Source organism: Corallococcus macrosporus (genome assembly GCF_017302985.1).
Taxonomy (GTDB): Bacteria; Myxococcota; Myxococcia; order Myxococcales; family Myxococcaceae; genus Corallococcus; species Corallococcus macrosporus_A.
On sequence record NZ_JAFIMU010000009.1, the window covers coordinates 326,932 to 349,592 of the forward strand.

Here is a 22,661-nt window from a genome sequence, read left to right on the forward strand (position 1 = left end):
GCCGGAGGCTTCCGATGGCGGTGCAGAGGAAGGGTGCGACGACGGTGAAGGCCGGCACGGCGGTGGGGACGACGCGCCCCGCGCCCGCGCCGGGGGTGGGGCCCCTCATCGAGATGAACCAGGGGGAGCCCGAGCACCGGCACTTCCCGCGCGCGCAGCTGGCGACGCACTTCGACCTCTGGGTGGATGACGGCGCGGGCGGCCGACGCTTCTCCGCCAACCTCGTGTCCGTCAACGTGAGCGTCAGCGGCGCCTTCCTCGCGAGCACCTTCTTCCTGCCCATGGGCACGGTGGTGCGCACGCGCTTCGCGCTGGAGGAGGGGGCGGCCCCCGTGGAGGCCCGCGCGGAGATTGTCCGTGAGGAGCGCGGCCCGGAGGACGAGGGCCGCAGCGGGTTCGCCCTGCGCTTCCTGGACTTCTCCGGTCAGACGGAGGTGGCGCTCGCCCGGCTGTTCCTGGGCATGCGCCTGCGTGCCTTCACGGAGGACTACCTCAAGTCACAGCGCGCCCGCTCCCTGCCCAATGAGCTGGAGCGGGTCATCGACGTGATGGCGGCCTGGGAGCTGCTCAAGGCCACCACGCCCGGAGACCCCTGGCGCGGCGAGTAGGGCTCCGGAGCGCTGCATCAGGCCGGCTTGCCGGTGGCCAGCTGCCTGCGGCGCTCGGCCTGGTAGTGCGCGGAACACAGGCCCTTGGAGCGCTGCTCGCGGGTGCAGCCATTCACCGTGCAGCGGCGGTCCATGGGCACCGGCCCACCCGCCACCGTCTTCGGGGGACGGCCGCGACGGCGTCCCGCCATCACCGCGCCGTTGCCCGGCGAAGCCGCGACAGCGCCCATGCCCGGCATCCCCGTGTTCAGCGCGCGCAGCATGCCGCGGCCGATGGCATCACCCAGCGCCTCCGCCCACGACGTCAGGGCAGGGGTCAGCGGTGCTTGCGTGGTCAATTCTTTGCGAAGGCGTGCCATGAAAACTCCTGTTGAAACTCGCCAATCAAGACAGGCGTGTAGTCACGACTTCTGTCTGGTGTGGCGAACTCTGTCAACAAGACATGTTGGGGTCGTGTTTGACTCGCAATGCAATTTCAATGTCTGTTGAACAAAACATGACGGGAGGATCGTCCAGTCGTCCCGGGAGGGCGTTTGTCTCAAGTACAGAGAAACGTCTTCCTCGGGGGGCGACTGCCACCCGGTAAGTGAAAGCCCTTACCGTTGCGGTGAGTTGTCTTTCTACAGACATATCGAACCCGGAAGCCATGTCACGTCCGGGTGTCTGGTTGGGAGCGAGGAACGAAGGGGGCCCCAGGCCAATGCACCTGCTGCTGGAAGTCCGAATCGCCGATGTTGATCATGTCGCCAGCCATGTCGTCTCCGGGTGTCTCTGCCTGGGTGTGCAGGGGCCCTCATTTCGAGGCCCGCTCCGGCGGGCGGGTGGTGTAGGCTGGGAGGCGTGACGAAGCTCTTCCTGTCCCAGGCCCAGCTCGAGGAGTGGGCGCTGGCGGACAAAGCAGACCTGCGCGAAGGCCGCCTGGTGGTCTCCGCCGACGGTGGGAGCGACTGGCCGCTCACGCCCGCCGTCCATGTCGTGCAGCTGGTGTCGGGGGAGGACACCCACCAGCTGGTGTCCCGGGTGAAGACCGAGGAGCAGCTCGGCCGGCTGGGCGCCGAACAGATGGCCGACTCCATCCTGGTCGGGGACTCGGCCTACGAGGTCGTTCCGGGCTATGTGACGGAGGTGGGTGCGCCCGCCCCCGAGCGCAAACCCAATTCGGAGACCGACCTGCTGGCGGCCTTCATTCTCAATAAAATGGGCTGAGGCAGGAGTGAATGCCTCCTCGGCCGGGGTTATGAGCCTGCCGCCATGAGCCATACGCTCGTCTCGCTTGCCTGCCACGCCTACGGCCTGGCCGCGCTCGTCTACCTCGCCTTCCTGGTCCGCCAGTCCCAGGTGCTCGCCGTCACCGGCCGGGTGCTGGTGGGCACGGGCCTGCTGATGCATTGCGTTGCCCTCATCGAGTTGCTGGGGGCGCAGGGAGGCCGGCTGGTGGGCCCCGCGCAGGGCATGTCCACCTTCGCCTTCCTGCTGCTGGCGCTCTTCCTGGCGCTGGACATGCGCTACCGCAAACCTGTCATCGGCGCGTTCCTCACGCCGCTGGCGGTGGCGGTGCTGCTCATCGGCATGTTGATGCACGGCGGCTCCACGCCGCTGCCGGACGCCGTGCGCCAGCCGCTCCTGCCGGTGCATGTCACCATCGCGCTGCTGGGCATGACGGCCTTCGGCGTGGCGGCCGGGGTGGGGGTCATGTACCTGCTGATGGAGCGGCAGGTGAAGACCAAGCACTTCGGCTTGCTCTTCTCCCGGCTGCCGTCCCTGGAGTTCCTGGACACGCTCAACCGGCGGCTCGTGCTGTGGGGCTTCATCGCGCTGTCGCTCACGCTGGCGACCGGGGCCCTGTTCACCACCACGTTGCGCGGGCTCGCCTGGGCACTCGAAGCCAAGCACGTGGCGACGTTCGTGGCCTGGGGTGTCTTCGCCGCGTTGGTCAACGCGCGCATCTTCGCCGGCTGGAGAGGCCGGCGGGTGGCGCTGCTCACCATGGCCGGGTTCTGCCTGGTGCTGGTCTCCTTCCTGTCGTCCTACGACCTGTCCGCCGCTGGCCCAGGGATGCCGTAGCCATGGAATTCATCTGCATTGGCGTGTCACACCGCACCGCGCCCCTGGGCGTCCGTGAGCGGTTGGCATTGCCCGAAGCCCGGCAGACGGAAGTGTTGCAGCGCCTGGCTCAGGCGCCTGTCGAGGCGCTCTGGGTGTCCACGTGCAACCGCGTGGAGGTGTACCTGGCGGCCCCCACGGCGGACGTGGCGCGGGAGCGCGCGCGGGAGACGCTGCACTCGCTGGGCGGCGCGGAGGCGCTGGAGCACCTGTACGAGCACCAGGGCGAGGCGGCGCTCGTGCACCTGTTCCGCGTGGCGTCCAGCCTGGACTCCATGGTGCTGGGCGAGGCGCAGATTTTGGGTCAGGTGAAGGACGCCTTCGAGCGGGGCCAGGGCGCGGGCGCGGTGCGCGGAGAGCTCACGCGCGCGTGCGCGGCGGCGTTCGGCTGCGCCAAGCGCGTGCGCACGGAGACGGCGGTGGGGCGCGCGGCGACGTCCATGGCGTCCGCGGCCGTGCAGCTGGCGAGCAAGGTGTTCGACGGGCTCAAGGACAAGACCGTGCTGGTCGTGGGCGCCGGCGAGATGGGGGAGCTGGCGGCGCGGCACCTGAAGAACGCGGGCGCCGGGAAGCTCATCGTGACCAACCGCACGCTGGCCCGCGCGGAGGCGCTGGTGGCGGAGGTGGGCGGTGTGGCGCGGCCCTTCGAGGAGCTCTTCACGCTGCTGGCCTCCGCGGACGTGGTGGTGACGAGCACCGCGTCGCCGGTGCCCCTCTTCACGCGCGACAACGTGGGCGCGCTGGGCAAGGCCCGCAAGGGACGGCCGCTGTTCATGGTGGACCTGGCGGTGCCGCGCGACATCGACCCCGCGGTGGGCACGCTGGACTGGGTGCACGCGTACGACGTGGACGACATCCAGAAGTTCGTCGCGGACAACACCGCCGCGCGCGCGGAAGAGGCGCACAAGGCGGGCGGGCTGGTGGCGCAGGAGGTGGCGCGCTTCGCCCGGGAGCGCGCGCTGCGCGACGGCATGCCCGTGCTGGCCCGCCTGCGTCAGCGCGCGGAGGCCATTGCCCGCGCGGAGGTGGAGCGCACGCTCATGGGCCTGGGCGACGGCCTCACCGACAAGCAGCGAAAGAGCATCGAGGCCATGGGACGCGCCATCGTGAACAAGCTGTTGCATGAGCCCACCGCGCGCCTGCGCGCCGTGGGTCCCCAGGGCGAAGGCAACCGGCTGGCGGGCGCCGCCGCGGAGCTGTTCGGCCTCACGGAGGCGGAGGCCGCGGTCATCGCCCCCTCGGACGAGGACGCCGTGCCCACGAAGGAAGCGCGCAACACGGTGGTGGCCAGCGGGAGCCGGCGATGAAGACCGTACGCATCGCGACGCGGGAGAGCCCGCTGGCGCTGTGGCAGGCGAACCACGTGGCCTCGCTGCTCACCCAGCGCAACCCCGGTCTGGAGGTCACCCTGGTGAAGATGACCACCGAGGGCGACCGCTTCCTGTCCGCGCCGCTGTCCCAGGTGGGCGGCAAGGGCCTGTTCGTGAAGGAGATTGAGCAGGCATTGCTCGATGGCCGCGCGGACGTGGCCGTGCACAGCCTCAAGGACATGACGTCGGTGTTCCCGGACGGGCTCATCCTGGCGGCGGTGCCGACGCGCGAGGACCCGCGCGACGCGTTCTGCAGCCCGGACGGACACACGCTGGCGATGCTGCCCCCGGGCGCGAAGGTGGGCACGTCGTCGCTGCGGCGCAGCTGCATCCTGCGCGCGCGCCGTCCGGACCTGGAGATCGTCTCGCTGCGCGGCAACGTGCAGACGCGCCTGCAGAAGACGCGCGACCTGAAGCTCGCGGGCGCGATGCTCGCGGCGGCGGGGCTCAAGCGCCTGGGCCTGGACCACCACATCACCCAGGTGGTGCCGGTGGCGGACAGCCTGCCGGCGGTGGGGCAGGGCGTGCTGGCCATCCAGTGCCGTGGGGCGGACGCGGACGTGCGCGCGCTGCTCCAGCCGCTGGAGGACGCCCTCACGCGCGACGCCGTGCGGGCCGAGCGCGCCTTCCTGGCGAAGCTGGAGGGCGGCTGCACGGTGCCGCTGGCCGGCCACGCCACGGTGGATGCGGGCCAGGTGTACCTGCGCGGCCTGGTGGGCCGGCCCGACGGTTCGCTCGTGGTGCGGGGGGAAGTGAAGGGCCCCGTACCGGAAGCGGAGCGGCTGGGCGAGGCGCTCGCGGACGAGCTGCTGTCGCGCGGGGCGGGAGACATCCTGCGCGATTTCGGCCGCCGCGAAGGCGCGCCGCGCGCCTAGAGTGCCGGCCCGTGGAACGGCGACTGGAAGGCATCCGAGTCTTGGTGACGCGCCCCCGTGAGCGGGCCGAGGAGCTGTGCTTCCTCCTGGAGGACGAGGGCGCGGACGTGCTCAGCCTGCCGCTCCTGGAGCTGCACCCGCCGGAGGACCCGCGTCCGCTCGCGTCCGCCGCGGAGCACGTGCAGCGCTACCACTGGGTGGTGTTCGCCAGCCCCTCCGCCGTGGAGTCCTTCGTGGAGGCCCTGCGGCTCGCGGGCACGCTGGACCGGCTGTCCCGCGTGAAGCTGGCCGCCGTGGGGCCGCGCACCGCCAGGGCCGTGGAGGGCTATGGCCTGAAGGTGGAGGCCGAGCCCAACGAGGGCACCGGCGCGGCCCTCTTCACCGCGCTGCGCGACGCGCTGGGGCCGGACGACGACGTGCTCCTGCCGGCGGCGGAGGAGGGGCGGCGGGAGCTGGAGGACGGCCTGCGCGACCTGGGCGTGCGCGTCACCCGCGTGACGGCCTACCGCAGCACGGCCGCCTCCGTGGAGCCGGAGGCCCTGGCGCAGCTGACAGAGGCGCCGCCCCAGGTGGTCCTCTTCGCCTCGCCGCGCACCGCGGAGGCCTTCGTGGAGGGCGTGGGCCGCGGGCCGCTGACGTCCGCGAAGGTGGTGGCCATTGGCCCCACCACGGCCACGGCGCTGACGCAGCTGGGCATCCCCGTGGCCGCCGTCGCCGAGCGCCCCACACCCGAAGCGCTGGTGGATGCCACCGTCCGCGCCGTTCACGGGTAGACTGTCCGCCCGGTGACGTCCGGGCGCCAGACAGGCGCCCCGTGCGGACGTGACGCGACGAGGTGCGGGTGATGATTCGTGGGTCGCAGCGGAGTGTCTTCCTCCTTGGACTGCTGGCGCTGGCCGCGACAGCGCATGCCCAGACGAAGGAGGACTACCAGTTCCTGGATCACTGGGTGCTCAACAACAGCCAGGACCCGTTCCCGTACTACGTGGACGCGCGCAACCTCACCCCCGGGGGCAATGACCTGGGCCTGGTGGAGGACGCGGTGAAGAAGGCCTTCCAGGTCTGGCAGGACGTGGACTGCGCGTGGCCCGCCTTCACGTACAAGGGCCGGTCCTCCATCATCCCCATCCCGGACGTGAACGACCGGCTGGACGGCTTCAGCGTCTCCGCCATCTGGATCACCGACCCGAACAGCACGGAGTACAAGGACGTCCTCAACTCCGGCTACAGCATCGCGGAGGCGGTTCCGCTGCGGCACAGCGGCTACGTCTACCAGTGCGACATCTTCCTCAACGCCGTGACCTACAAGTTCACGACGGCCGCCACCACGCCCGCGGGCTTCGTCGACATCCAGTCGGCGGTGATGCGCGAGGTGGGCCACTGCCTGGGCCTGGGCAGCACGTACCGCTTCGACGACGCGGTGATGTCCTTCTACCTGGAGCCCGGCACCCAGCGCCGCACGCTCACGTCGTACGACCGCGGCGCGTTCTGCCAGCGCTATCCCCAGACGGGCGCGGTGGGCTCGCCGTGTGACACCACCGCGTGCGGCGCGGGGCTCACCTGCGTCACCGCCCGGTCCACCACCAGCGGCGTCAACCAGAAGATCTGCACCAAGGCGTGCCCCTCCGGCACGCCGGGCGCCTGCCCCGCGCCGTACCAGTGCATCGCGTCCACCGTCGTCTCCGGCTCGCAGTACGCGTGTCTGCCGGAGCCCGTCGGCACGGGCACCAAGGTGGGCAACCCCTGCGCGGACGCCAGCACGTGCGGCGCGGCGGATTCGCGCTGCCTCACGGAGGCGGACAAGACCACCGCCTTCCCGGCGTGGAAGGCGGGCTACTGCACGGAGTCCTGCATCGCCAACGCGGACTGCCCCACCGGCTCCACCTGCACGACGGTGGGCTCCGTGGGCAAGCGCTGTCTGAAGAACTGCCGCCCGGGCAAGGGCGACTGTCGCGACGGCTATACCTGCACCACGCTGCCCGACAACGGCGGCGACGTGTGCGTCGCCGACTGCAACACCAGCAATGACTGCGGTGGCAGCTACGTCTGCCGCTCGTGCGACAACGCCTGCGTGGTCCAGAAGACGGGCACGCGCAGCGTCGGTGAGCCGTGCCTCCAGGATTCCGAGTGCGGCACCAACCAGCAGTGCCTGAAGCTCAACGGCAACCCGCAGGGCGTGTGCGCCGAGCCGTGCTCGCTGTCCACCTGCACGTGCAGCCCCGGCAACACCTGCCGTCCGGCGGGCACGGGCGATGACCGCTTCTGCTTCCGCGACTGCGCCGAGGGCACCTGCTCCACGCCGCTCCAGTGCGTGCCGTTCGCGCAAGGGACCGCCTGCATCGCCCCCTGCCGCACCAACCAGGACTGCCCCAACGGCCTGTTCTGCGGCAACGGCGGCAAGTGCGAGGACCCCTACGCGCAGACGGACGGCGGCACCTGCGCCCTGTGCGGTGATGGTGGCACCCCGCCGCCCCCGCCGGTGGACGGCGGCACGGGTGGCACGAACAACGACCCGGGCGGTTGCGGCTGCCAGAGCGCCCCCACGTCCGCGGCATTCCTCGTGGGACTCGGGGTGTTGCTCCTGGCCACCCGCAGAAGGAGGAACGGTTGACCCAGGCGGCTCCCCCCGGCAGCAGCGGCGCTTCGCGCAGCGCCACGGACTTCACCCTGGCCTTCCTGCTGGAGGCCATGGTGGCCCAGCGCCTGCTGACCCCTCAGCAGGCGCAGGAGGTGCTGGCGCGAGAGCCCGCCGCGCGCGCCCGCGTCCTCAAGGCGCAGGGCGGAACGGGCAAGGACGCCGCCCGCTATGACGTGTCCCCCGTGGAGGTGGTGGCCGCCTTCCAGATTCCCGCGCCGGGCGGGCGGGGCGTGCTGGACGAGGACCGCGTCACGGAGGCCGCCGCGCGGGCCTCCGGGCTGGCCTACCGCAAGCTGGATCCGCTGAAGATGGACATGGCGCTGGCCACCCGCACGGTGTCCCGGCCCTACGCGCAGAAGCACGTGCTGCTGCCCCTGGAGCGCACCGAACAGGGGCGGCTGCGCGTGGCGGTGGCCAACCCCTTCGACCGCGAGCTCTTCGAATCCTTCCACCGCCTCACCGGCGAGCCGGTGGAGCCCGTGCTGTCCGCGAAGACGGACATCCTGCGCTCCATCGCGGACATCTACGGCTTCAAGAAGACGCTGGCGAAGGCGGCGGACGACTTCAGCGACTCGCAGTCGCAGATCGCCAACTTCGAGCAGCTCGTGTCGCTCAGCGGCACGCAGGAGCTGGAGGCGTCGGACCGGCCGGTGGTGCAGGCGGTGGACTACCTGCTGCGCTACGCGTTCGACAACCGCGCGTCGGACATCCACATTGAACCCAAGCGGGCCACCGCCGTGGTGCGCCTGCGCATCGACGGCGTGCTGCACCCGGTGTACTCGCTGCCCGCGCAGGTGCACCCGCCCATCGTGTCGCGCGTGAAGATGCTGGCGCGCATCGACATCTCCGAGAAGCGCCGCCCCCAGGACGGCCGCATCAAGACGGAGCGCGACGGCCGCGAGGTGGAGCTTCGCGTCTCCACGCTGCCCACCGCCTTCGGCGAGAAGGTCGTCATCCGCATCTTCGACCCGGAGACGCTGGTGCAGGACATCGCCCAGCTGGGCTTCGAGCCGGACGAGAAGGGCCACTTCGAGTCCTGGATTGATCAGCCCCACGGCCTCATCCTGGTGACGGGCCCCACGGGCAGCGGCAAGACGACGACGCTCTACTCCGCGCTCAAGGCGGTGGCGGGGCCGGACGTCAACGTCACCACGATTGAAGACCCCATCGAAATGGTGTGGGACACCTTCAACCAGGTGCAGGTGCAGCCCAAGGTGGGCCTGGATTTCGCGGGGGCGCTGCGCCACATCCTGCGCCAGGACCCGGACGTCATCATGGTGGGCGAAATCCGCGACGCGGAGACGGCGGAGAACGCGCTCCAGGCCGCGCTCACCGGCCACCTGGTGCTCTCCACGCTGCACACCAACGACGCGCTGGGCGCGGTGGCGCGCATGAAGGACCTGGGCGTGCCGGCCTTCCTCCTGGCGCAGAGCCTGCTGGGCGTCATGGCCCAGCGCCTCCTGCGCCGCGTCTGCGTGCACTGCTCGGAGGAGGCCGTGCTCACGCCGGACGAGCTGCTGGCACTCCAGGCGCCCCTGCCGCTGTTGCCCGGCGGCGTGAAGCTGTCCAAGGGGGCGGGGTGCGTGCGGTGCCGGGGCACCGGCTTCTCCGGCCGCACCGGCGTCTTCGAAATCGTCTCCACCAGCCGCGAGGTGCGCGAGCTCATCGCCCGCGAGGCGCCCTACGAGCAGCTGGTGCAGGCCGCGCGCCGCGGCGGCATGCGCACCCTGCGCGAGGCCGCCGTGCGCAAGCTGGCGCAGGGCCTCACCGCCTTCGACGAGGTGGTGCGGATGACGTCCGCCTTCTGAAAAACACGAAGGGCCCGCCGTGTGGAAACGGCGGGCCCCGCGGGTGAAACAGGGGAGGGCAGGGCGGCCTAGAAGCGCGCCTGCAGCAGCGTGTTGAAGCCCAGCGCGTGCGGCTTCTCGAAGTTCGGCTGCGCGATGCCCGTCACGTCGTCCTCGAACGTGGTCCGGTTGGTGTCGTACGTGTAGTAGACCTCGCCGACCGCCGCGACCGTCTCCGACAAATCCCACCGGAAGGTGGCCTTGGCGGACCAGATGAGCTCCGCCTCGCAGGCGCCAGAGCCGCCGCAGGTGCTGGGCAGGATGCTCAGCTGGTTGGCGTCACGCACCACCACCGTGCGCGTGCCACTGAGGGCCGGCGGCGGGTTGCCGCCGCCCACGAGCGGCACCGGGCTGCGGAAGGACGCCGGCTGCTGCGCGCCGATGATGAAGCCCGGCGTCAGGTGCAGGGCCGCGATGTTGTAGTCCACGCCCAGCGCGCCGAAGACTTCCGGCTTCAGCACCGTGCCGGTGGGGAAGTCCTGGAACGGCGGGAAGCCCGGCACGTCGAACTGGATGAAGGACAGGCTGCGCACCAGCGCCAGCGCGTTGAAGCGGAACCGGTTCAGCTTCGCGCGGCCCTGGAAGGCCAGCGCCGTGGCGCCCTGGTACTTCGTGGCGCCGAACTTGTCCGGGTCCTGCAGCGTCTGCGTGAGGTAGCTGCCCTCCAGCGAGAACGAGTACGACAGGCCGCCCGGGTACGTCTCCGGCGCGAAGAAGCGCTGGTAGATTTCCGGGTCGTTCTTGTAGAGGCGGAAGTCCACGCTCGTGCCCACCGGCACGCCCACGTGGTAGACGACCTGCGCGGACGCGCCGTACGCGTTGACGGGCGCCTCGATGGACTGGTTCGCCAGGCCCGGGACGATGCCCTTCTGGAAGTAGCCGCCGCCGGCCTCCACGCGCAGCGTCTCCAGGATGTCCCAGCCCGCGCCGGCCATCACGCCGTAGAGCGTCTCCTGCTCCAGGATGAGGTCGTTGAGCACCAGCGCCGTCTTGCCGCCCAGGTACGCGTACCAGCGGTCGCGCGTCAGCTGCAGCTTGGCGCCCGGCACACCCGCCGCGGTGGCGCGGTTGGTGAAGATGGGGCTGCCGCCCCAGGAGATGCGGTACGCGTAGCCCAGACGGAAGCGGTCCGCGGACACCGGGAAGCCGGTGAGCGAGATGCCTTCCTTCTCACCCCAGCCGGGCGGCTGGTAGTTCAGGCGCACGTAGCTGGAGTTGTCCAGGATGTCGACACCGCCGGACGGGCGCTCCAGCACGAGCAGCGTGAGGGCCGCCTCCGTCGTCAGGCCCTCGAAGAACGCCGGCATGCGCTTGTAGAGCACGACGTTCGACAGCGACTCGAAGCCGGAGAACTTGGTGTTGAAGTTGTCGTAGAACTGCGTGTTCTGGTTGCCCGCGCCAAAGCGCGCGTTGGGGCTGTTGGGAGTCGTCTCTCCCGCGCCCGCCAGCACGTTGTCGTCCGCGAAGACGAACGACAAACGGGTGTCCACGAAGTCCCCGGCCCAAGCGGGCGCGGAAAGGGCTGTCAGGCCCGTCAGGGCCAGCGTCTGCAACGTTTTCAAATTCCCTCCAGGAAGCGGTCCGGGGGAGACCGCTCCTCCCTGCGCCCCGGCATACCGCCGGGGCGCTCAATGCGACTGCTCAAGAATGGATGGCGACTACGGGCACGGCTTGATGGGCTTCGGGCACTCCATCCCGGGCCCGGGATAGCAGCACAGGTCGTCCTGATCTCTCGGCAGGACGTTCCAGCGCGGACGCGCGGGACCCACGTGCTTCAGGTGGCCCACGACGTCGAAGGTGGCCGCGCGCAGCTGACGGCACTGGAGCGCCTTCGCCGCGTCGGGGTCGTTCTCGTTGCAGTCCGGGTTCAGGTCCGGCACCGCGTCCTTGATCTGCAGGCTGATGCGCGAGCGAGTGTCCGGCGCGACCTTGCAGGAGGCGTTGGCCGTGGCGGTGGCGTCACGCACCAGCGCGACCGTCACCTCGGAGCCCTGCAGGGTGTACTCGAAGCGGGTGTTCGCCGCGATGAGCGTGCCCGTCTGGTCCACCGTGACGGCGTCATCGCCGAAGCGCGCGCGCACCGGCTGGGTGCAGAGGATGTTCAGCCGGTAGCCCTGGGGCAGCGTCTTCGTGGGGCGCACGGACGTCGTGCCCACCGTGACGCCCATGATGCGGTTGGGGACGGACTCGTCCATGCCGAGGGAAGCGGGGCCGGTGGGGTTCATCTCCACCACGAACTGACCGAAGTTCGTGTACGTCGTCTTCTCCGCGCAGATGGTTCCGGCGTACTCGCCAATGCCCAGCGTGCAGTCGATGACGCACTGGCGCTCCGGGAGGTCCGGATCATCCGGCGGCTCCGCGAAGCAGGGCTGCCAGGAGCGGGACGCGCTGCTGCCCACCGGGCAGAACATGGGCATCTCGTTGTTGCCGTTGGCGTCGCAGTTGCGGAACACCTTGGGGAACTTCACCCGGCGCAGCTTCACCAGCGACGACTCCAGGCTCTCCATCTTGTAGTTCTTGTAGCTGTAGCCGCACAGGATGTCGTCCAGGTACGGCGACCCGCTGTAGCCACACAGCCGGCCGTTCACCTCCACCGGCGGCACCTGGTCCAGGTACTTCTTCCACTGGTCCTGGGGCAGCAGGCGCACGTTCTCGCGCAGCGTCCAGGCAGGGAAGCTCATCTGCGTGGTGTTGGTGAACTCGGCCACCGTGCCGGACAGCGTCCAGAGCAGGTCGCCGGAGTCCAGGCCTTCCGGGAAGGAGTAGTTGTAGATGTAGATGCTGTTGAAGCGGCCGGGGTTGTAGCCGTCCGGCTCCGCCGTCTGGATGTTCGCGCCGGCGACGCTCTTCTCCAGCACGCGGCAGGCCGTCATGTCCGTGACGTAGAAGCCGCTGGAGTCCGTGCCCGTCACCAGCAGCATCATCTGCTTGCCGTTGTTGGGGTCGGATGGGTCGCAGTTCTGGGTCAGCGGCTCGCCGGCCTCGGGGTTGCGGCCCACGCGCATGAACTGCTTGATGAAGACGCTCGTCTCCGAGCCGCCCTCCGGCATGTTGATGGTGGCGAGGGCGGGCTCCTCGAAGCGGATGCCCGGGGACAGGCCCGTCGCCAGCGTGCGGGTCTCCGGCTCCTGGGGCAGCTGGGCCAGGTCGCCCACGACGCCGCCGTCCGCGTAGTCCAGCTCCAGGTCCTGGTCCTGCACCCAGACGTGCGTCTCACCGTACAGGTGGGCCACGCGCACGCTGCCGGTGCCCTTGCCGTTGGTGAGCTGCGCCCAGCGCTTGCCGTAGTCACCGGTGAGGTCGCCCGGGATGACCCGGAAGGACACCGGCCCGTTGAAGGACGTCATCTCCCCGCCGGTGCCGTCCAGCGCGGTGATGGACAGACCGATGTCCACGTCCGTGCGGGGCAGGGTGTAGGGGCACTCCGACGTGCCGCGCATCGCGGGCGGCACCGCCGCCTGGTCGTTGCCGTACTTCGCGGCGCACGCGTTCACCACCGGCAGCAGCGTGCCGGGGGCGTCACCGGTGGTGATGCTGGTGACCTCCACGCGGAACGAGGTGAGCCCGGTGGGCGCCTCGGATTCCTTCGTGTAGCAGCCGGCCCCCAGGGCCAGCGTGGACAGCAGGACGAGTCGCTTCATCACTTCACCTTCCGTCCGATGCGGCCATCCTCGATGGCGCTCGCGATGGGCATGGCTGTGGGCTTCTCACAGAACGAACGCAGCTGGCTCGTCATGTTGCCGCACGTGGGGTTGCCCCCCGTCAGCAGGTCCCGGCACGTGCAGCGGCCGGTGTAGGGACCCTGCGGCAGCGCGCACTCCGCGACCGCCGCCTCCTTCGTCATGTCCGCCAGGCCGCACTGGGCCATGGCCTTCTGCTGCTCGGTGGCGTCCGCGGGCACCTTGAGCAGGTCGCGGCAGGAGCAGCTGCCCACCTGCTTGTCGAGCGCGTCCTCGAAGGCCTTGGACACCTTGCAGGAGTTCAGCGTCTTCTCATCCACCGTCCACTTGCCTTCGACCAGCGAGCCGCAGCGCGTGCCGTTGCTGGACGTCTCCTTGCCCTCGAGCAGGTCCTTGCAGCTGCAGAAGCCCTGCATGTAGCCGATGAGCGAGTCGCGCAGGCTGATGCCCGTCTCGATGCGCGTGGTGTTGCGCTTGAGCACCGTGAAGCCGGAGCCGCCCTTGGCGATGTAGTCGTTCACCGCGACCTTGTACGTGCCGTTGGTGTCCAGCGGCCTGCCGTTGATCTGGATGTCGATGCCCGGGTGCGCCCAGCAGCGCGAACCGGCGGTGTCCTCCAGGCACTGCCACGGGGCGTGGCCCTCGCGGTTCTCCTGGGGGCAGTCCGTCTGCACCGTGGCCGGCGTGCACGCGATGCGCAGGTCGTTGAGCTGCACCTGGGCGCAGTCCATGGTGAAGCGGGCGCCGGAGATCTGCGCCTGGCTCACGCACCCGCGCTCGGCGGAGCGCTCGGTGACGAAGTCGAACATCTCCTGCATCTCCACGCCGGACAGGTACATGATGTTGATGGTGTTCTCGAACGGGAACACGTTGAACATCGACTCCTGCGTGACGACGCCCGCGTAGAGGTTGTCGCGGATGCCCAGCGAGTTGGTCAGCGCCATCTCCGCCTCCACGCGGTTGCGCTTGCGCATGGAGTCCGCGGCGATGTTGCCCAGCGGCGAGTCACCGCCGTTGGAGTTGTTGCGCCGCTGCACGTCGACGGGGGCGTAGGAGAAGATGGAGGTGAGCTGCAGCTTCACGTCCATGCCCAGGAGGTACGGGATGAGCATGTCCGTCGTCTGCGCGTCCTCCTGGCGGGCGCACTCCGCGATGGCCTCGCGCACGCCCGGCGCCTCGATGAACTTCCCTGGATCCCAGAAGATGTCGTCGTCGAAGCGCAGCTTGCGCATCGCCTCGTTGCACCAGAGGCTGTCCACCGGGAACGCGCGGTAGTCCTGGCTGATGACCTCGGCGCCCTCGTTCTCGCCCAGCTGGTTGGGCATCTTCACGACCAGCTCCAGGCGGCCCACGTACTTGGCGAACGCGCCCGAGTGCGACAGGACGACCTTGCGGCCGCTGGGGTCCGTCACGAGCTGCGGCGGGTTGAGCACTACGTGCAGGTGGCCGCCCAACACCACGTCCATGCCCCTGACGCCCGCGATGTGCACGCGCACCACCGACTTGTCGTTGCCTTCCGGCCCGAACCACTCCAGCACCTTCCACGCGTCGTTCTGGCGCTCGATGAAGGGCTTCGCGCGGCCGTACTCATAGTAGGCCTCGTAGCCCTGGATGAGATCCTGGTCCTCGGTGAGGCCCAGGTGGCTGACGATGACAATGAGGTCCGTCACCGGACGCAAGAGCTCCACGTAGGCGCGCGCGGCCTCGTTCTGCTCCAGCGGCGTCACCTGCAGGCTGTTGCCACCCTCCACGATGGAGTTGAGCGAGGAGATGTTCGCCATGCCGATGACGCCCACCCGCAGGCCCTTCACCACGCGGATGGTGTAGGGGTTGGTCACCATGGCGGCGCCGTTGGTGCCTGTCGTCTTCGGGTCGTCCCAGTAGTAGTTGGCGGCCAGCAGCGGGAAGTTGGCGAAGTTGCGCGCCTTCTGGACGAAGTTGAGCGCGCCGGCGTCGAACTCGTGGTTGCCCACCACGGCGGCGTCCAGCCGGGACTCGGACAGGAAGCGGAACTCCGCCTCGCCCGTGTTCACGTTGAAGATGGGCGCGCCCTGGAAGCAGTCACCCGAGTCCAGGTGCAGGATGCGGTCACCCTTGGCGCGCTCGCGCTTGAGGATGGAGGCGATGCGCGTGGCACCGCCAAAGGGACCGGCTTCCGGGATGAGTTCCAGGTCCTGGTCCGTCTTGAGCGGCGTGAAGTCGTACGGGACGAGCCGCGAGTGGATGTCAGAGGTATGGAGGAGGGTAAGCCGCACCTCCTGACCCTCGAGGTGGTAATCCTGGCCTTCCAGCACAGGCATGCACGAGGCGAGGGCCAGGGCGCAGGCGCAGAAGAGGCCGAGCAGTGCGCGACACATTCGTGGCGGATCCGTGATTCTGAGGGAGTGACGACTTGAGGACGGCGCAACCTACGGGATCAAGGGTGCACGGGCAAGCAACGCCACCGTGGCACCTCCACCTACCAGGACACCAGGAGAGCAGGCAGACATGCGTCCCAGCAGTTCCAATGTGACTGACATCGAGATCATCGAGGATTTCTCCGCCACGGCGCGTTGTGACGAGGGTTTTCTCCGGGTGCGTCGTCTGCGCTGCCGCAACCGGCGCGCGGACGGCTCCTCCTCCTCCGTGTACCGCGTGGATGTGGTGGACCGTCCCCGGTTGGATGCGGTGTCGGTGCTCATCTACCGCCGTGCGTCGGACGGAAACGTGGAAGTCCTGACGCGGATGAACCTGCGCCCCGCGGCGTACTTCCGCCGCGAGCAGACCTCGGTCATGACGGTGCCTGACACGGTGAGCTATCTGCGCGTGGAGGAGATCGTCGCCGGCCTGCTGGAGCCGTCCGACAAGGGCGAGGAGGGCCTTCGCCGCCGCGCGGCGGAGGAGGTGAAGGAGGAGGCGGGCTACACGGTGCGCCCGGAGGACATCCAGCTTTTGGGCGGCGCGTTCTTCCTCGCGCCGGGCATCCTGTCGGAGAAGGTCTTCCCGGCCGCGGTGGACGTCACCGGCGTGGAGCAGGGCGAGGTGGCGGGGGACGGCTCTCCTCTGGAGGAGGGCATCCACCTGCAGTGGCGGCCGCTGTCCGCGGTGCTGGAGGCGTGCCGGCGCGGTGACATCGCGGACGCGAAGACGGAGGTGTCCCTCACGCGGCTGCTCGCCCGGCTCGGCTGAGGCGCTTGCTGTTTCCGGGGTGAGGAGGGACGGGGTAGGGTGCGGCCCCGTCCGTTTCCTCCTGCAGGCGAGGTTCGTCGCATGTCGTCGCTGCCCCCGTGGCTGGCCCAGCTGTTGCCCATCGTCATCCTGCTCGGGGCCATTGGCCTGGTGCTCTCGCGGCTCCCGAAGGTGGAGCTGGGGCACAGCGATGCGTTCCGCCGCCGCCGCTTCTTCAACTGGTTCCCGCTGGGCCTGACGTACGCGTTCCTCTACATGGGGCGCTACAACGTCAACGTGGCGACCAGCGCCATGGGCGCGCAGACGTCCAACGCGGACTTCGCGACCATTTTCTTCTGGGGGACGCTCACGTACGGCGCGGCCTTCCTCCTCAACGGCCCGCTGACGGACAAGCTGGGCGGCCGCTTCACCATCCTCCTGTCCGCGGGCGGCAGCGCGGTGGCGAACATCGCCATGGGCGGGCTGGTGTACGCGGTGCTGAAGAACGGCTGGGCCCCGCCGGGCGGCATCGTCGCGTGGCTCGCGTTCCTCTACAGCGTGAACATGTACTTCCAGAGCTTCGGCGCGGTCTCCATCGTCAAGGTGAACGCGTCGTGGTTCCACGTGCGTGAGCGCGGCCAGCTGGGCGGCGTGTTCGGCATCCTCATCTCGCTGGGCCTGTACTTCGCGTTCGACTGGTGCCGCTTCATCGCGGACGCGGCGCCGGTGTGGTGGGTGTTCTTCGTGCCCGCGGCGCTGCTCGTGGGCTTCCTGGTGCTGGACTCCTTCGTCATCCGCGACACGCCGTCCCAGACGGGCCACCCGGACTTCGACACGGCGGATGCGTCCAGCGGTGAGACGGGCCCGGCGCTCAGCGTGCCGCAGCTCTTCGGCAAGCTGCTCAGCAACCGCGTCATCCTCATCATCCTGGGCGTGGAGTTCTGCAGCGGCTTCCTGCGCAACGCGGTGATGCAGTGGTTCCCCAAGTACGCCAAGGCGGTGGGGGAGTCCGGCGGCTTCGTGGCCTCCAACTGGGGCATGCTGTCGTGCGTCGCGGGCATCCTGGGCGGCATGTTCGCGGGCGTCATCAGCGACCGCATCTTCGACTCGCGCCGCGGCCCCGTGTCCGCGGTGCTCTACGCGGGCCTGCTGCTGGGCGCCGTGGGCGCGGTGTTCCTGCTGGGGACGGCCGGGGCCGGCTGGTCCGTGGTGTTCATGTCCCTGTGCGTCATCGGCGTGCACGGCATGCTGTCCGGCACGGCCACCATGGACTTCGGCGGCAAGAAGAACGCGGGCATCGTGGTGGGCATCATCGACGGCGCCGTGTACGCGGGCACCGCCATCCACGCGCTCGTCTACGGGAAGATTCTGCCCACGGGTGACGCCATGAAGGACCCGGCCAACTGGAAGCCGTGGCCCCTGGCCATGCTGCCCCTGGCCGTCCTGGGCCTGGTGCTGGCGTCGCGGGTGTGGAACGCGAAGCCCCAGCCCAGGGCCGCGCCCCTGCCGGTGGGCGACGTCGTCCCGGGCGCCGTGCCGGGCGGGTCGTCTCGTACGGGCACCAACGGTTGAGGCTCCACGGGGGCGCGCCGGGTGTACCCCCGGACGCGCCCCTGTACCCAGGTGGGGGTGGCTCCCGTGTGACAGGTCTGTGACGTAGACTGGAGTTTGTGTCCCAGGCCCCCGAAGCGCTCCACAGCCGGTTTGACGTCCACGACCGCAAGCAGTTCGAGATCAAGCTCGAGTACCAGCCCACGGGCGCGGACGAGACGCGCTATCTGGTGGAGGCCTACCTCTTCCTGCCGTCGAGCCTGAACATCGACGCGGAGACGTACCCGCGCGCGGACTTCTACGCGGACATCCACAACTACGTGCGCTTCAAGACGCCGGTGATGGGGCTGGGCGAGCTCCTGTCGTCGGAGGGCTCGCCGCTGGTGAAGCTGGAGGCGTGGCAGCGCACGGGGCTGGCGCCGGAGTCGGACGTCGTCTACCAGGCGAAGCTCTTCTCGTGCGTGCTGCGCGGCGCGCTGCGCCGGTTCGCCACCACGGTGGAGACGCGCTGTGACGCCAAGGCCGGCGAGGCGGGCCGGGTGGACCTGGAGTCGGTGGTGCGCCAGGCGGGCGAGTCCGTGCCCGTGGTGCTGGAGCGCTTCCGCGCGTGGCTGCGCGCCACCGGCGAGGCGAAGCTCCAGGAGAAGACGCGCGCGTCGCTGCGGCTGGTGGACGAGTACGTGAGCCTGCTGGTGGAGCAGTTCTTCCGCCGCGCGGTGGCGGACATGGACGCGCTGCCGCGCACGGGGCCGTGGCTGCCCCTGCGCAAGGGGCTGATGGAGGCGGTGCTGCGCGAGGAGTCCTACCGCAAGGAGCACCGGCTGCGCTCCGTGTTGAGCCCCACGGGGGACAACGAGGAGTACATGCAGCGGCTGGGCTTCCTGAAGAAGTTCTGCATGAACGTGCTCTTCCTGTCCTCGCGCCGGCGTCAGCGGCGGCAGGGCTGGGAGGAGGTGCTCTTCGCCATCGCGGCGGGCGTGGCCATGGCGTTCGCCACGTCGGTGGCGCTCTGGGCGCAGGTCCGCTTCACGCAGGTGAGCCTCAACTTCTTCCTGGTGGCCGTGGTCGGCTACATGATGAAGGACCGCATCAAGGAAGGCCTGCGGCGCATGTTCAGCCGCGTGGCCGCCACGCACCTGTACGACCGCACCACGGACCTGGTGGACCCCGTCACGGCGCGCGCCATCGGCATCTGCGAGGAGCGCGTGGACTACGGCGCGGCGGTGAAGGTGCCGCAGGCGGTGTCGTCGCTGCGGCTGCACGACGACTTCCTCACTGTTTCCCAGGGTGAGCTGTCCGAAGCGGTCATCCGCTACCAGAAGCGCATCGTGCTGGACGCGCGCCTGTTGCCCCGCTCCGAGCGCGGCCTCACCGGCGTGACGGACATCCTGCGACTGCACGTGGGGCGCTTCCTGCGCGACATGGACGAGCCGGAGTTCGCGCTGGAGTACGTGGACCTGGGGGACTTCTCCGTGGGCCACATCCGGGGCGCGAAGCGCTACCCGGTGGACCTGGTCTTCCGCTTCACGGTGATGGAGGCTGGCGTGCGCAAGGAATCCGCGCAGCTGGTGCGCCTGGTGCTGGACCGCAACGGCATCCAGCGCATGCAGAACTTCGCCCGGGCCCCTGAAGCCCTGGCGACCGCGCCGGCCACGGCCCCGGCGGGGACGCAGGAGCCCGCGGGGTCGGAGCCCGTCCAGCCGGCCGCGTTGCGCGCGAGAGCGTGATTTGATGGCCAGCCCCGCGCCGGGGGCATGTATCTTCCGGCGTCCATGGCTTTTGAAGACCTCAAGCAACGCGTGCGGCCGGACTGGCGCGACACGCTGAAGGGCATCCTGGAGAAGGCCCGCTCGCTCGGCCCCCAGGCCGTGCTGGCGTTCGACCTGGATTCCACCCTCTTTGACAACCGGCCCCGTCAGGCGCGCATCCTCCGTGAGTACGGCGACGCCCGCTCGCTGGGGCTGCTCTCCGCGTGCGAGCCCCGCCACTGGGACACCGGCTGGGACATGCGCGCCGCCATGCGGGCGTGCGGCATGGAGGACGCGGAGGTGGAGCAGCGCTACGCGGACGCGCGAGCCTTCTGGCAGGAGCGCTTCTTCACCAGCGCCTACTGCGTCTCCGACGAGGCAATCGAGGGGGCGGCGGCCTTCACCCAGGCGGTGGCCGCCACGGGCGCGCAGGTCGTCTACCTCACCGGCCGCCATGAGGCGATGCGCGAGGGCACCGTCGCGTGCCTCGCGCGCTGCGGGATGGTGACGCCCCCCGGCACGGACGGGCGCGTGCACCTGGTCATGAAGCCCACGCTCGCGGAGAACGACGACGCATTCAAGCGCGAGGCCCACGCGCGCCTGGGCCGCATGGGCATGGTGGTGGCGGCGTTCGACAATGAACCCACGCACGCCAATGACTACCGTCACCGCTTCCCGGAGGCGACGGTCATCCACCTGGCCACGGACCACTCGGGACGTGCCGTGGAGCTGATGGATGGCATCGTGTCCGTGCCGCATTTCGCACTGGAGGACGTGACGCACCGCGCCTGAAAGAAAGGCGGAGTAGAGGACGTTTCTGAAAGGCTTTGGAAGTCCCTTTGCCGCGCGCTAAGAGGCGCACGGCGTTCGCCGCCCTTTCCCCCTCGGGTCCCCAGGGGCGGCCCAGACGGAGGCATGCCGCGGTGGCCAGCGCGTACTCGAAGGACCTGTTGTTGACGATGTACCGGAAGATGTACCTCCTGCGCCGCTTCGAGGAGCGGGCCGGCCAGCAGTACACGCTGGGGAAGATCGCCGGCTTCTGCCACCTCTACATCGGCCAGGAGGCCGTGGCGGTGGGCTGCAACGAGGCCATCCGTCCGGATGACTACATGCTGTCCGCCTACCGCGACCACGGCCAGCCGCTGGCGCGTGGCAGCGACGCCGGCATGGTCATGGCGGAGCTGTTCGGCCGGGGCTCCGGCTACAGCAAGGGCAAGGGCGGCTCGATGCACATCTTCGACATCGAGCACCACTTCTACGGCGGCTACGGCATCGTCGGCGGGCAGATTCCGCTCGCGGCGGGCATGGCCTTCGCCAGCCGCTACCGCAACGAAGACCGCGTCACGGTGTGCTTCTTCGGCGACGCGGCCGCCAACCAGGGCTCGTTCCACGAGACCTTCAACATGGCGCAGAAGTGGAAGCTGCCGGTCATCTACATCTGCGAGAACAACCGCTACGGCATGGGCACGGCCATCGCGCGCACGTCCGCGGTGCCGGAGATCCACAAGCGCGCCTCCGCGTACGGCATGCGCGGTGAGGCGGTGGACGGCATGGACGTCCTCAAGATGTACGAGGCCGTGAAGGACGCCGCCGAGTACTGCCGCGCGGGCAAGGGCCCCGTGCTGATGGAGGCGAACACGTACCGCTTCCGCGGCCACTCCATGGCGGACCCGGCGAACTACCGCACCAAGCAGGAGGTGGAGGACGAGCGCAAGAACGACCCCATCCCGAAGCTGCGCGAGTTCGCGATGAAGCAGGGCTTCAACCTCTCCGACGCCGATTTCGAGGCCATCGAGGAGGAGGAGAAGCGCGCGGTGGACGCGGCGGTGAAGTTCGCCGACGAGTCGCCCGAGCCCAGCGTGGACGAGCTGTGGCGCGACACCATCGTGGAGGAGGGCGAGCAGGACGTGCGCCCCCGCGAGCGCGTGCTGGGCGTGAAGGTCACCAACTGGCCGAAGTACCCGTCGGGCCAGGAGCTGAAGGTGACGTGGGACCTGGAGCCCCGCGCCGAGGCCGAGCAGGCGGACAAGAAGGCGGGCCTGAGCCGCTAGCGCTCACGCCTCCCCAAGCCACTACCCTTTCGAGATTCGAGTTCGGAGCCGACGATGCCCGAGTTGATGTATCGCGAAGCGTTGAACCAGGCGCTCGCCGAGGAGATGGAGCGCGACGCCAATGTGTTCCTCATTGGCGAGGAAGTGGGCCGCTACAACGGCGCGTTCAAGGTGTCCCAGGGCCTGCTGGACAAGTTCGGGAGCGCGCGCATCATCGACGCGCCCATCAGCGAGCTGGGCTTCACCGGCCTCTCCGTGGGAGCGGCGGCGGTGGGCCTGCGTCCCGTGGTGGAGATGATGACCTGGAACTTCGCCATCCTGGCGATGGACCAGATCGTCAACAACGCGGCCAAGCTGCGCCACATGAGCGGCGGCCAGCTGCGCTGCCCCATCGTGTTCCGCGGCCCGGGCGGCGCGGGCGGCCGGCTCTCCAGCCAGCACAGCCAGGCGCTGGAGGCCAACTACGCGCACTTCCCCGGCCTGAAGGTGATTGCGCCAGCGACCCCGGCGGACGCCAAGGGCATGCTCAAGAGCGCCATCCGGGACGAGAACCCGGTGGTCATGTTCGAGGGCGAGCGCCTCTACGCCATCAAGGGCGAGGTGCCGGAAGGTGAGCACATCGTTCCGCTGGGCAAGGCGGACGTGAAGCGTGAGGGCACGGACGTCACGCTCATCACCTGGAGCCGGATGTACTACTTCTGCATGGAGGCCGCGGAGGCCCTGGCGAAGGAAGGCATCAGCGTGGAGGTGCTGGACCTGCGCACCCTGCGCCCCCTGGACGAGGAGGCCATCCTCGCGAGCGTGCGCAAGACGAACCGCGCCGTCATCTGCGAGGAGGGCTGGGCGCTGGCCGGTGTCGGCGCGTCCGTGGTGGACCTCATCCAGTCCCAGGCGTTCGACGACCTGGACGCGCCCGTCGTGCGCGTCACCGGGTTGGATGTGAACATGTCCTATGCGGCGAACCTGGAGAACGCGACCCAGCCGGACGCGCCCAAGATCATCGCCGCCATCAAGAAGGTGCTGTACCGCGAGGGAGCCTGAAC

At 69.6% G+C, this 22,661-nt stretch carries 18 protein-coding genes; 14 read left to right on the forward strand and 4 right to left on the reverse strand.

The genetic code is table 11. The annotated features are described in order from the left end of the window. Nucleotides 1-14 precede the first annotated feature (14 nt). On the forward strand, nucleotides 15-608 hold the full coding sequence (locus JYK02_RS29350) for a PilZ domain-containing protein (RefSeq protein ID WP_207055977.1): 594 nt from the start codon (nucleotides 15-17) through the stop codon (nucleotides 606-608). 17 nt (nucleotides 609-625) lie between these two features. Here JYK02_RS29350 and JYK02_RS29355 read toward each other — a convergent pair whose 3' ends face one another. Then, nucleotides 626-967: a hypothetical protein gene (locus JYK02_RS29355; RefSeq protein ID WP_207055978.1), complete on the reverse strand. Its 342-nt coding sequence runs from the start codon at nucleotides 965-967 to the stop codon at nucleotides 626-628. A 481-nt stretch (nucleotides 968-1,448) separates the two neighbouring features. Between JYK02_RS29355 and JYK02_RS29360 the strand changes: the two genes are divergently transcribed. The 7 genes from JYK02_RS29360 to JYK02_RS29390 all read left to right on the forward strand — a co-directional run bounded on the left by JYK02_RS29360 (nucleotide 1,449) and on the right by JYK02_RS29390 (nucleotide 9,402). Then, nucleotides 1,449-1,814: a hypothetical protein gene (locus JYK02_RS29360; RefSeq protein WP_347402610.1), complete on the forward strand. Its 366-nt coding sequence runs from the start codon at nucleotides 1,449-1,451 to the stop codon at nucleotides 1,812-1,814. Between the two features lie 45 nt (nucleotides 1,815-1,859). After that, nucleotides 1,860-2,672: a cytochrome C assembly family protein gene (locus JYK02_RS29365; RefSeq protein WP_207055979.1), complete on the forward strand. Its 813-nt coding sequence runs from the start codon at nucleotides 1,860-1,862 to the stop codon at nucleotides 2,670-2,672. Nucleotides 2,673-2,674: 2 nt separating this feature from the next. Beyond that, nucleotides 2,675-4,018, forward strand: coding sequence for a glutamyl-tRNA reductase (hemA, locus tag JYK02_RS29370; protein WP_207055981.1), 1,344 nt, complete (start codon nucleotides 2,675-2,677; stop codon nucleotides 4,016-4,018). Continuing rightward, nucleotides 4,015-4,956 carry a hydroxymethylbilane synthase gene (hemC, locus tag JYK02_RS29375; protein WP_207055982.1) on the forward strand — a complete coding sequence of 314 codons (942 nt, stop codon included), beginning with the start codon at nucleotides 4,015-4,017 and terminating at the stop codon, nucleotides 4,954-4,956. Before hemA ends, hemC begins: the two co-directional genes overlap by 4 nt. An 11-nt stretch (nucleotides 4,957-4,967) precedes the next feature. Continuing rightward, on the forward strand, nucleotides 4,968-5,729 hold the full coding sequence (locus tag JYK02_RS29380; RefSeq protein ID WP_207055983.1) for a uroporphyrinogen-III synthase: 762 nt from the start codon (nucleotides 4,968-4,970) through the stop codon (nucleotides 5,727-5,729). A 71-nt stretch (nucleotides 5,730-5,800) separates the two neighbouring features. Then, on the forward strand, nucleotides 5,801-7,567 hold the full coding sequence (locus tag JYK02_RS29385; RefSeq protein ID WP_207055984.1) for an MYXO-CTERM sorting domain-containing protein: 1,767 nt from the start codon (nucleotides 5,801-5,803) through the stop codon (nucleotides 7,565-7,567). Nucleotides 7,568-7,644: 77 nt separating this feature from the next. Beyond that, nucleotides 7,645-9,402, forward strand: a complete 1,758-nt coding sequence (locus JYK02_RS29390; RefSeq protein ID WP_242589364.1) for a GspE/PulE family protein — start codon at nucleotides 7,645-7,647, stop codon at nucleotides 9,400-9,402. A gap of 68 nt (nucleotides 9,403-9,470) precedes the next feature. Here the strand turns inward: JYK02_RS29390 and JYK02_RS29395 are convergent, their stop codons facing one another. The 3 genes from JYK02_RS29395 to JYK02_RS29405 form a co-directional block, all read right to left on the reverse strand. Further along, the gene (locus tag JYK02_RS29395) at nucleotides 9,471-11,003 is read right to left on the reverse strand and encodes a hypothetical protein (protein WP_207055986.1); all 1,533 of its coding nucleotides are present in this window, start codon (nucleotides 11,001-11,003) and stop codon (nucleotides 9,471-9,473) included. A 96-nt stretch (nucleotides 11,004-11,099) separates the two neighbouring features. After that, nucleotides 11,100-13,082 carry a hypothetical protein gene (locus JYK02_RS29400; protein ID WP_207055987.1) on the reverse strand — a complete coding sequence of 661 codons (1,983 nt, stop codon included), beginning with the start codon at nucleotides 13,080-13,082 and terminating at the stop codon, nucleotides 11,100-11,102. After that, on the reverse strand, nucleotides 13,082-15,478 hold the full coding sequence (locus tag JYK02_RS29405) for a bifunctional metallophosphatase/5'-nucleotidase (RefSeq protein ID WP_207055988.1): 2,397 nt from the start codon (nucleotides 15,476-15,478) through the stop codon (nucleotides 13,082-13,084). The genes JYK02_RS29400 and JYK02_RS29405 overlap by 1 nt, the downstream gene beginning before the upstream one ends. A 130-nt stretch (nucleotides 15,479-15,608) precedes the next feature. Between JYK02_RS29405 and JYK02_RS29410 the strand changes: the two genes are divergently transcribed. The 6 genes from JYK02_RS29410 (at nucleotide 15,609) to JYK02_RS29435 (ending at nucleotide 22,659) form a co-directional block, all read left to right on the forward strand. Continuing rightward, nucleotides 15,609-16,289 (forward strand): NUDIX hydrolase, encoded by a 681-nt coding sequence (locus tag JYK02_RS29410; RefSeq protein WP_207055990.1) that lies wholly within the window; start codon nucleotides 15,609-15,611, stop codon nucleotides 16,287-16,289. A gap of 81 nt (nucleotides 16,290-16,370) precedes the next feature. Next, nucleotides 16,371-17,840 carry an MFS transporter gene (locus JYK02_RS29415; protein ID WP_207055992.1) on the forward strand — a complete coding sequence of 490 codons (1,470 nt, stop codon included), beginning with the start codon at nucleotides 16,371-16,373 and terminating at the stop codon, nucleotides 17,838-17,840. A 98-nt stretch (nucleotides 17,841-17,938) separates the two neighbouring features. Beyond that, on the forward strand, nucleotides 17,939-19,546 hold the full coding sequence (locus JYK02_RS29420; RefSeq protein WP_207055993.1) for a hypothetical protein: 1,608 nt from the start codon (nucleotides 17,939-17,941) through the stop codon (nucleotides 19,544-19,546). Between the two features lie 45 nt (nucleotides 19,547-19,591). Next, the gene (locus JYK02_RS29425; protein WP_207055994.1) at nucleotides 19,592-20,359 is read left to right on the forward strand and encodes a hypothetical protein; all 768 of its coding nucleotides are present in this window, start codon (nucleotides 19,592-19,594) and stop codon (nucleotides 20,357-20,359) included. A 131-nt stretch (nucleotides 20,360-20,490) separates the two neighbouring features. Beyond that, nucleotides 20,491-21,618 carry a pyruvate dehydrogenase (acetyl-transferring) E1 component subunit alpha gene (gene pdhA, locus JYK02_RS29430; protein ID WP_207055995.1) on the forward strand — a complete coding sequence of 376 codons (1,128 nt, stop codon included), beginning with the start codon at nucleotides 20,491-20,493 and terminating at the stop codon, nucleotides 21,616-21,618. A gap of 54 nt (nucleotides 21,619-21,672) precedes the next feature. After that, nucleotides 21,673-22,659, forward strand: coding sequence for a pyruvate dehydrogenase complex E1 component subunit beta (locus tag JYK02_RS29435; RefSeq protein ID WP_014398167.1), 987 nt, complete (start codon nucleotides 21,673-21,675; stop codon nucleotides 22,657-22,659). The last annotated feature ends 2 nt before the right edge of the window (nucleotides 22,660-22,661 follow it).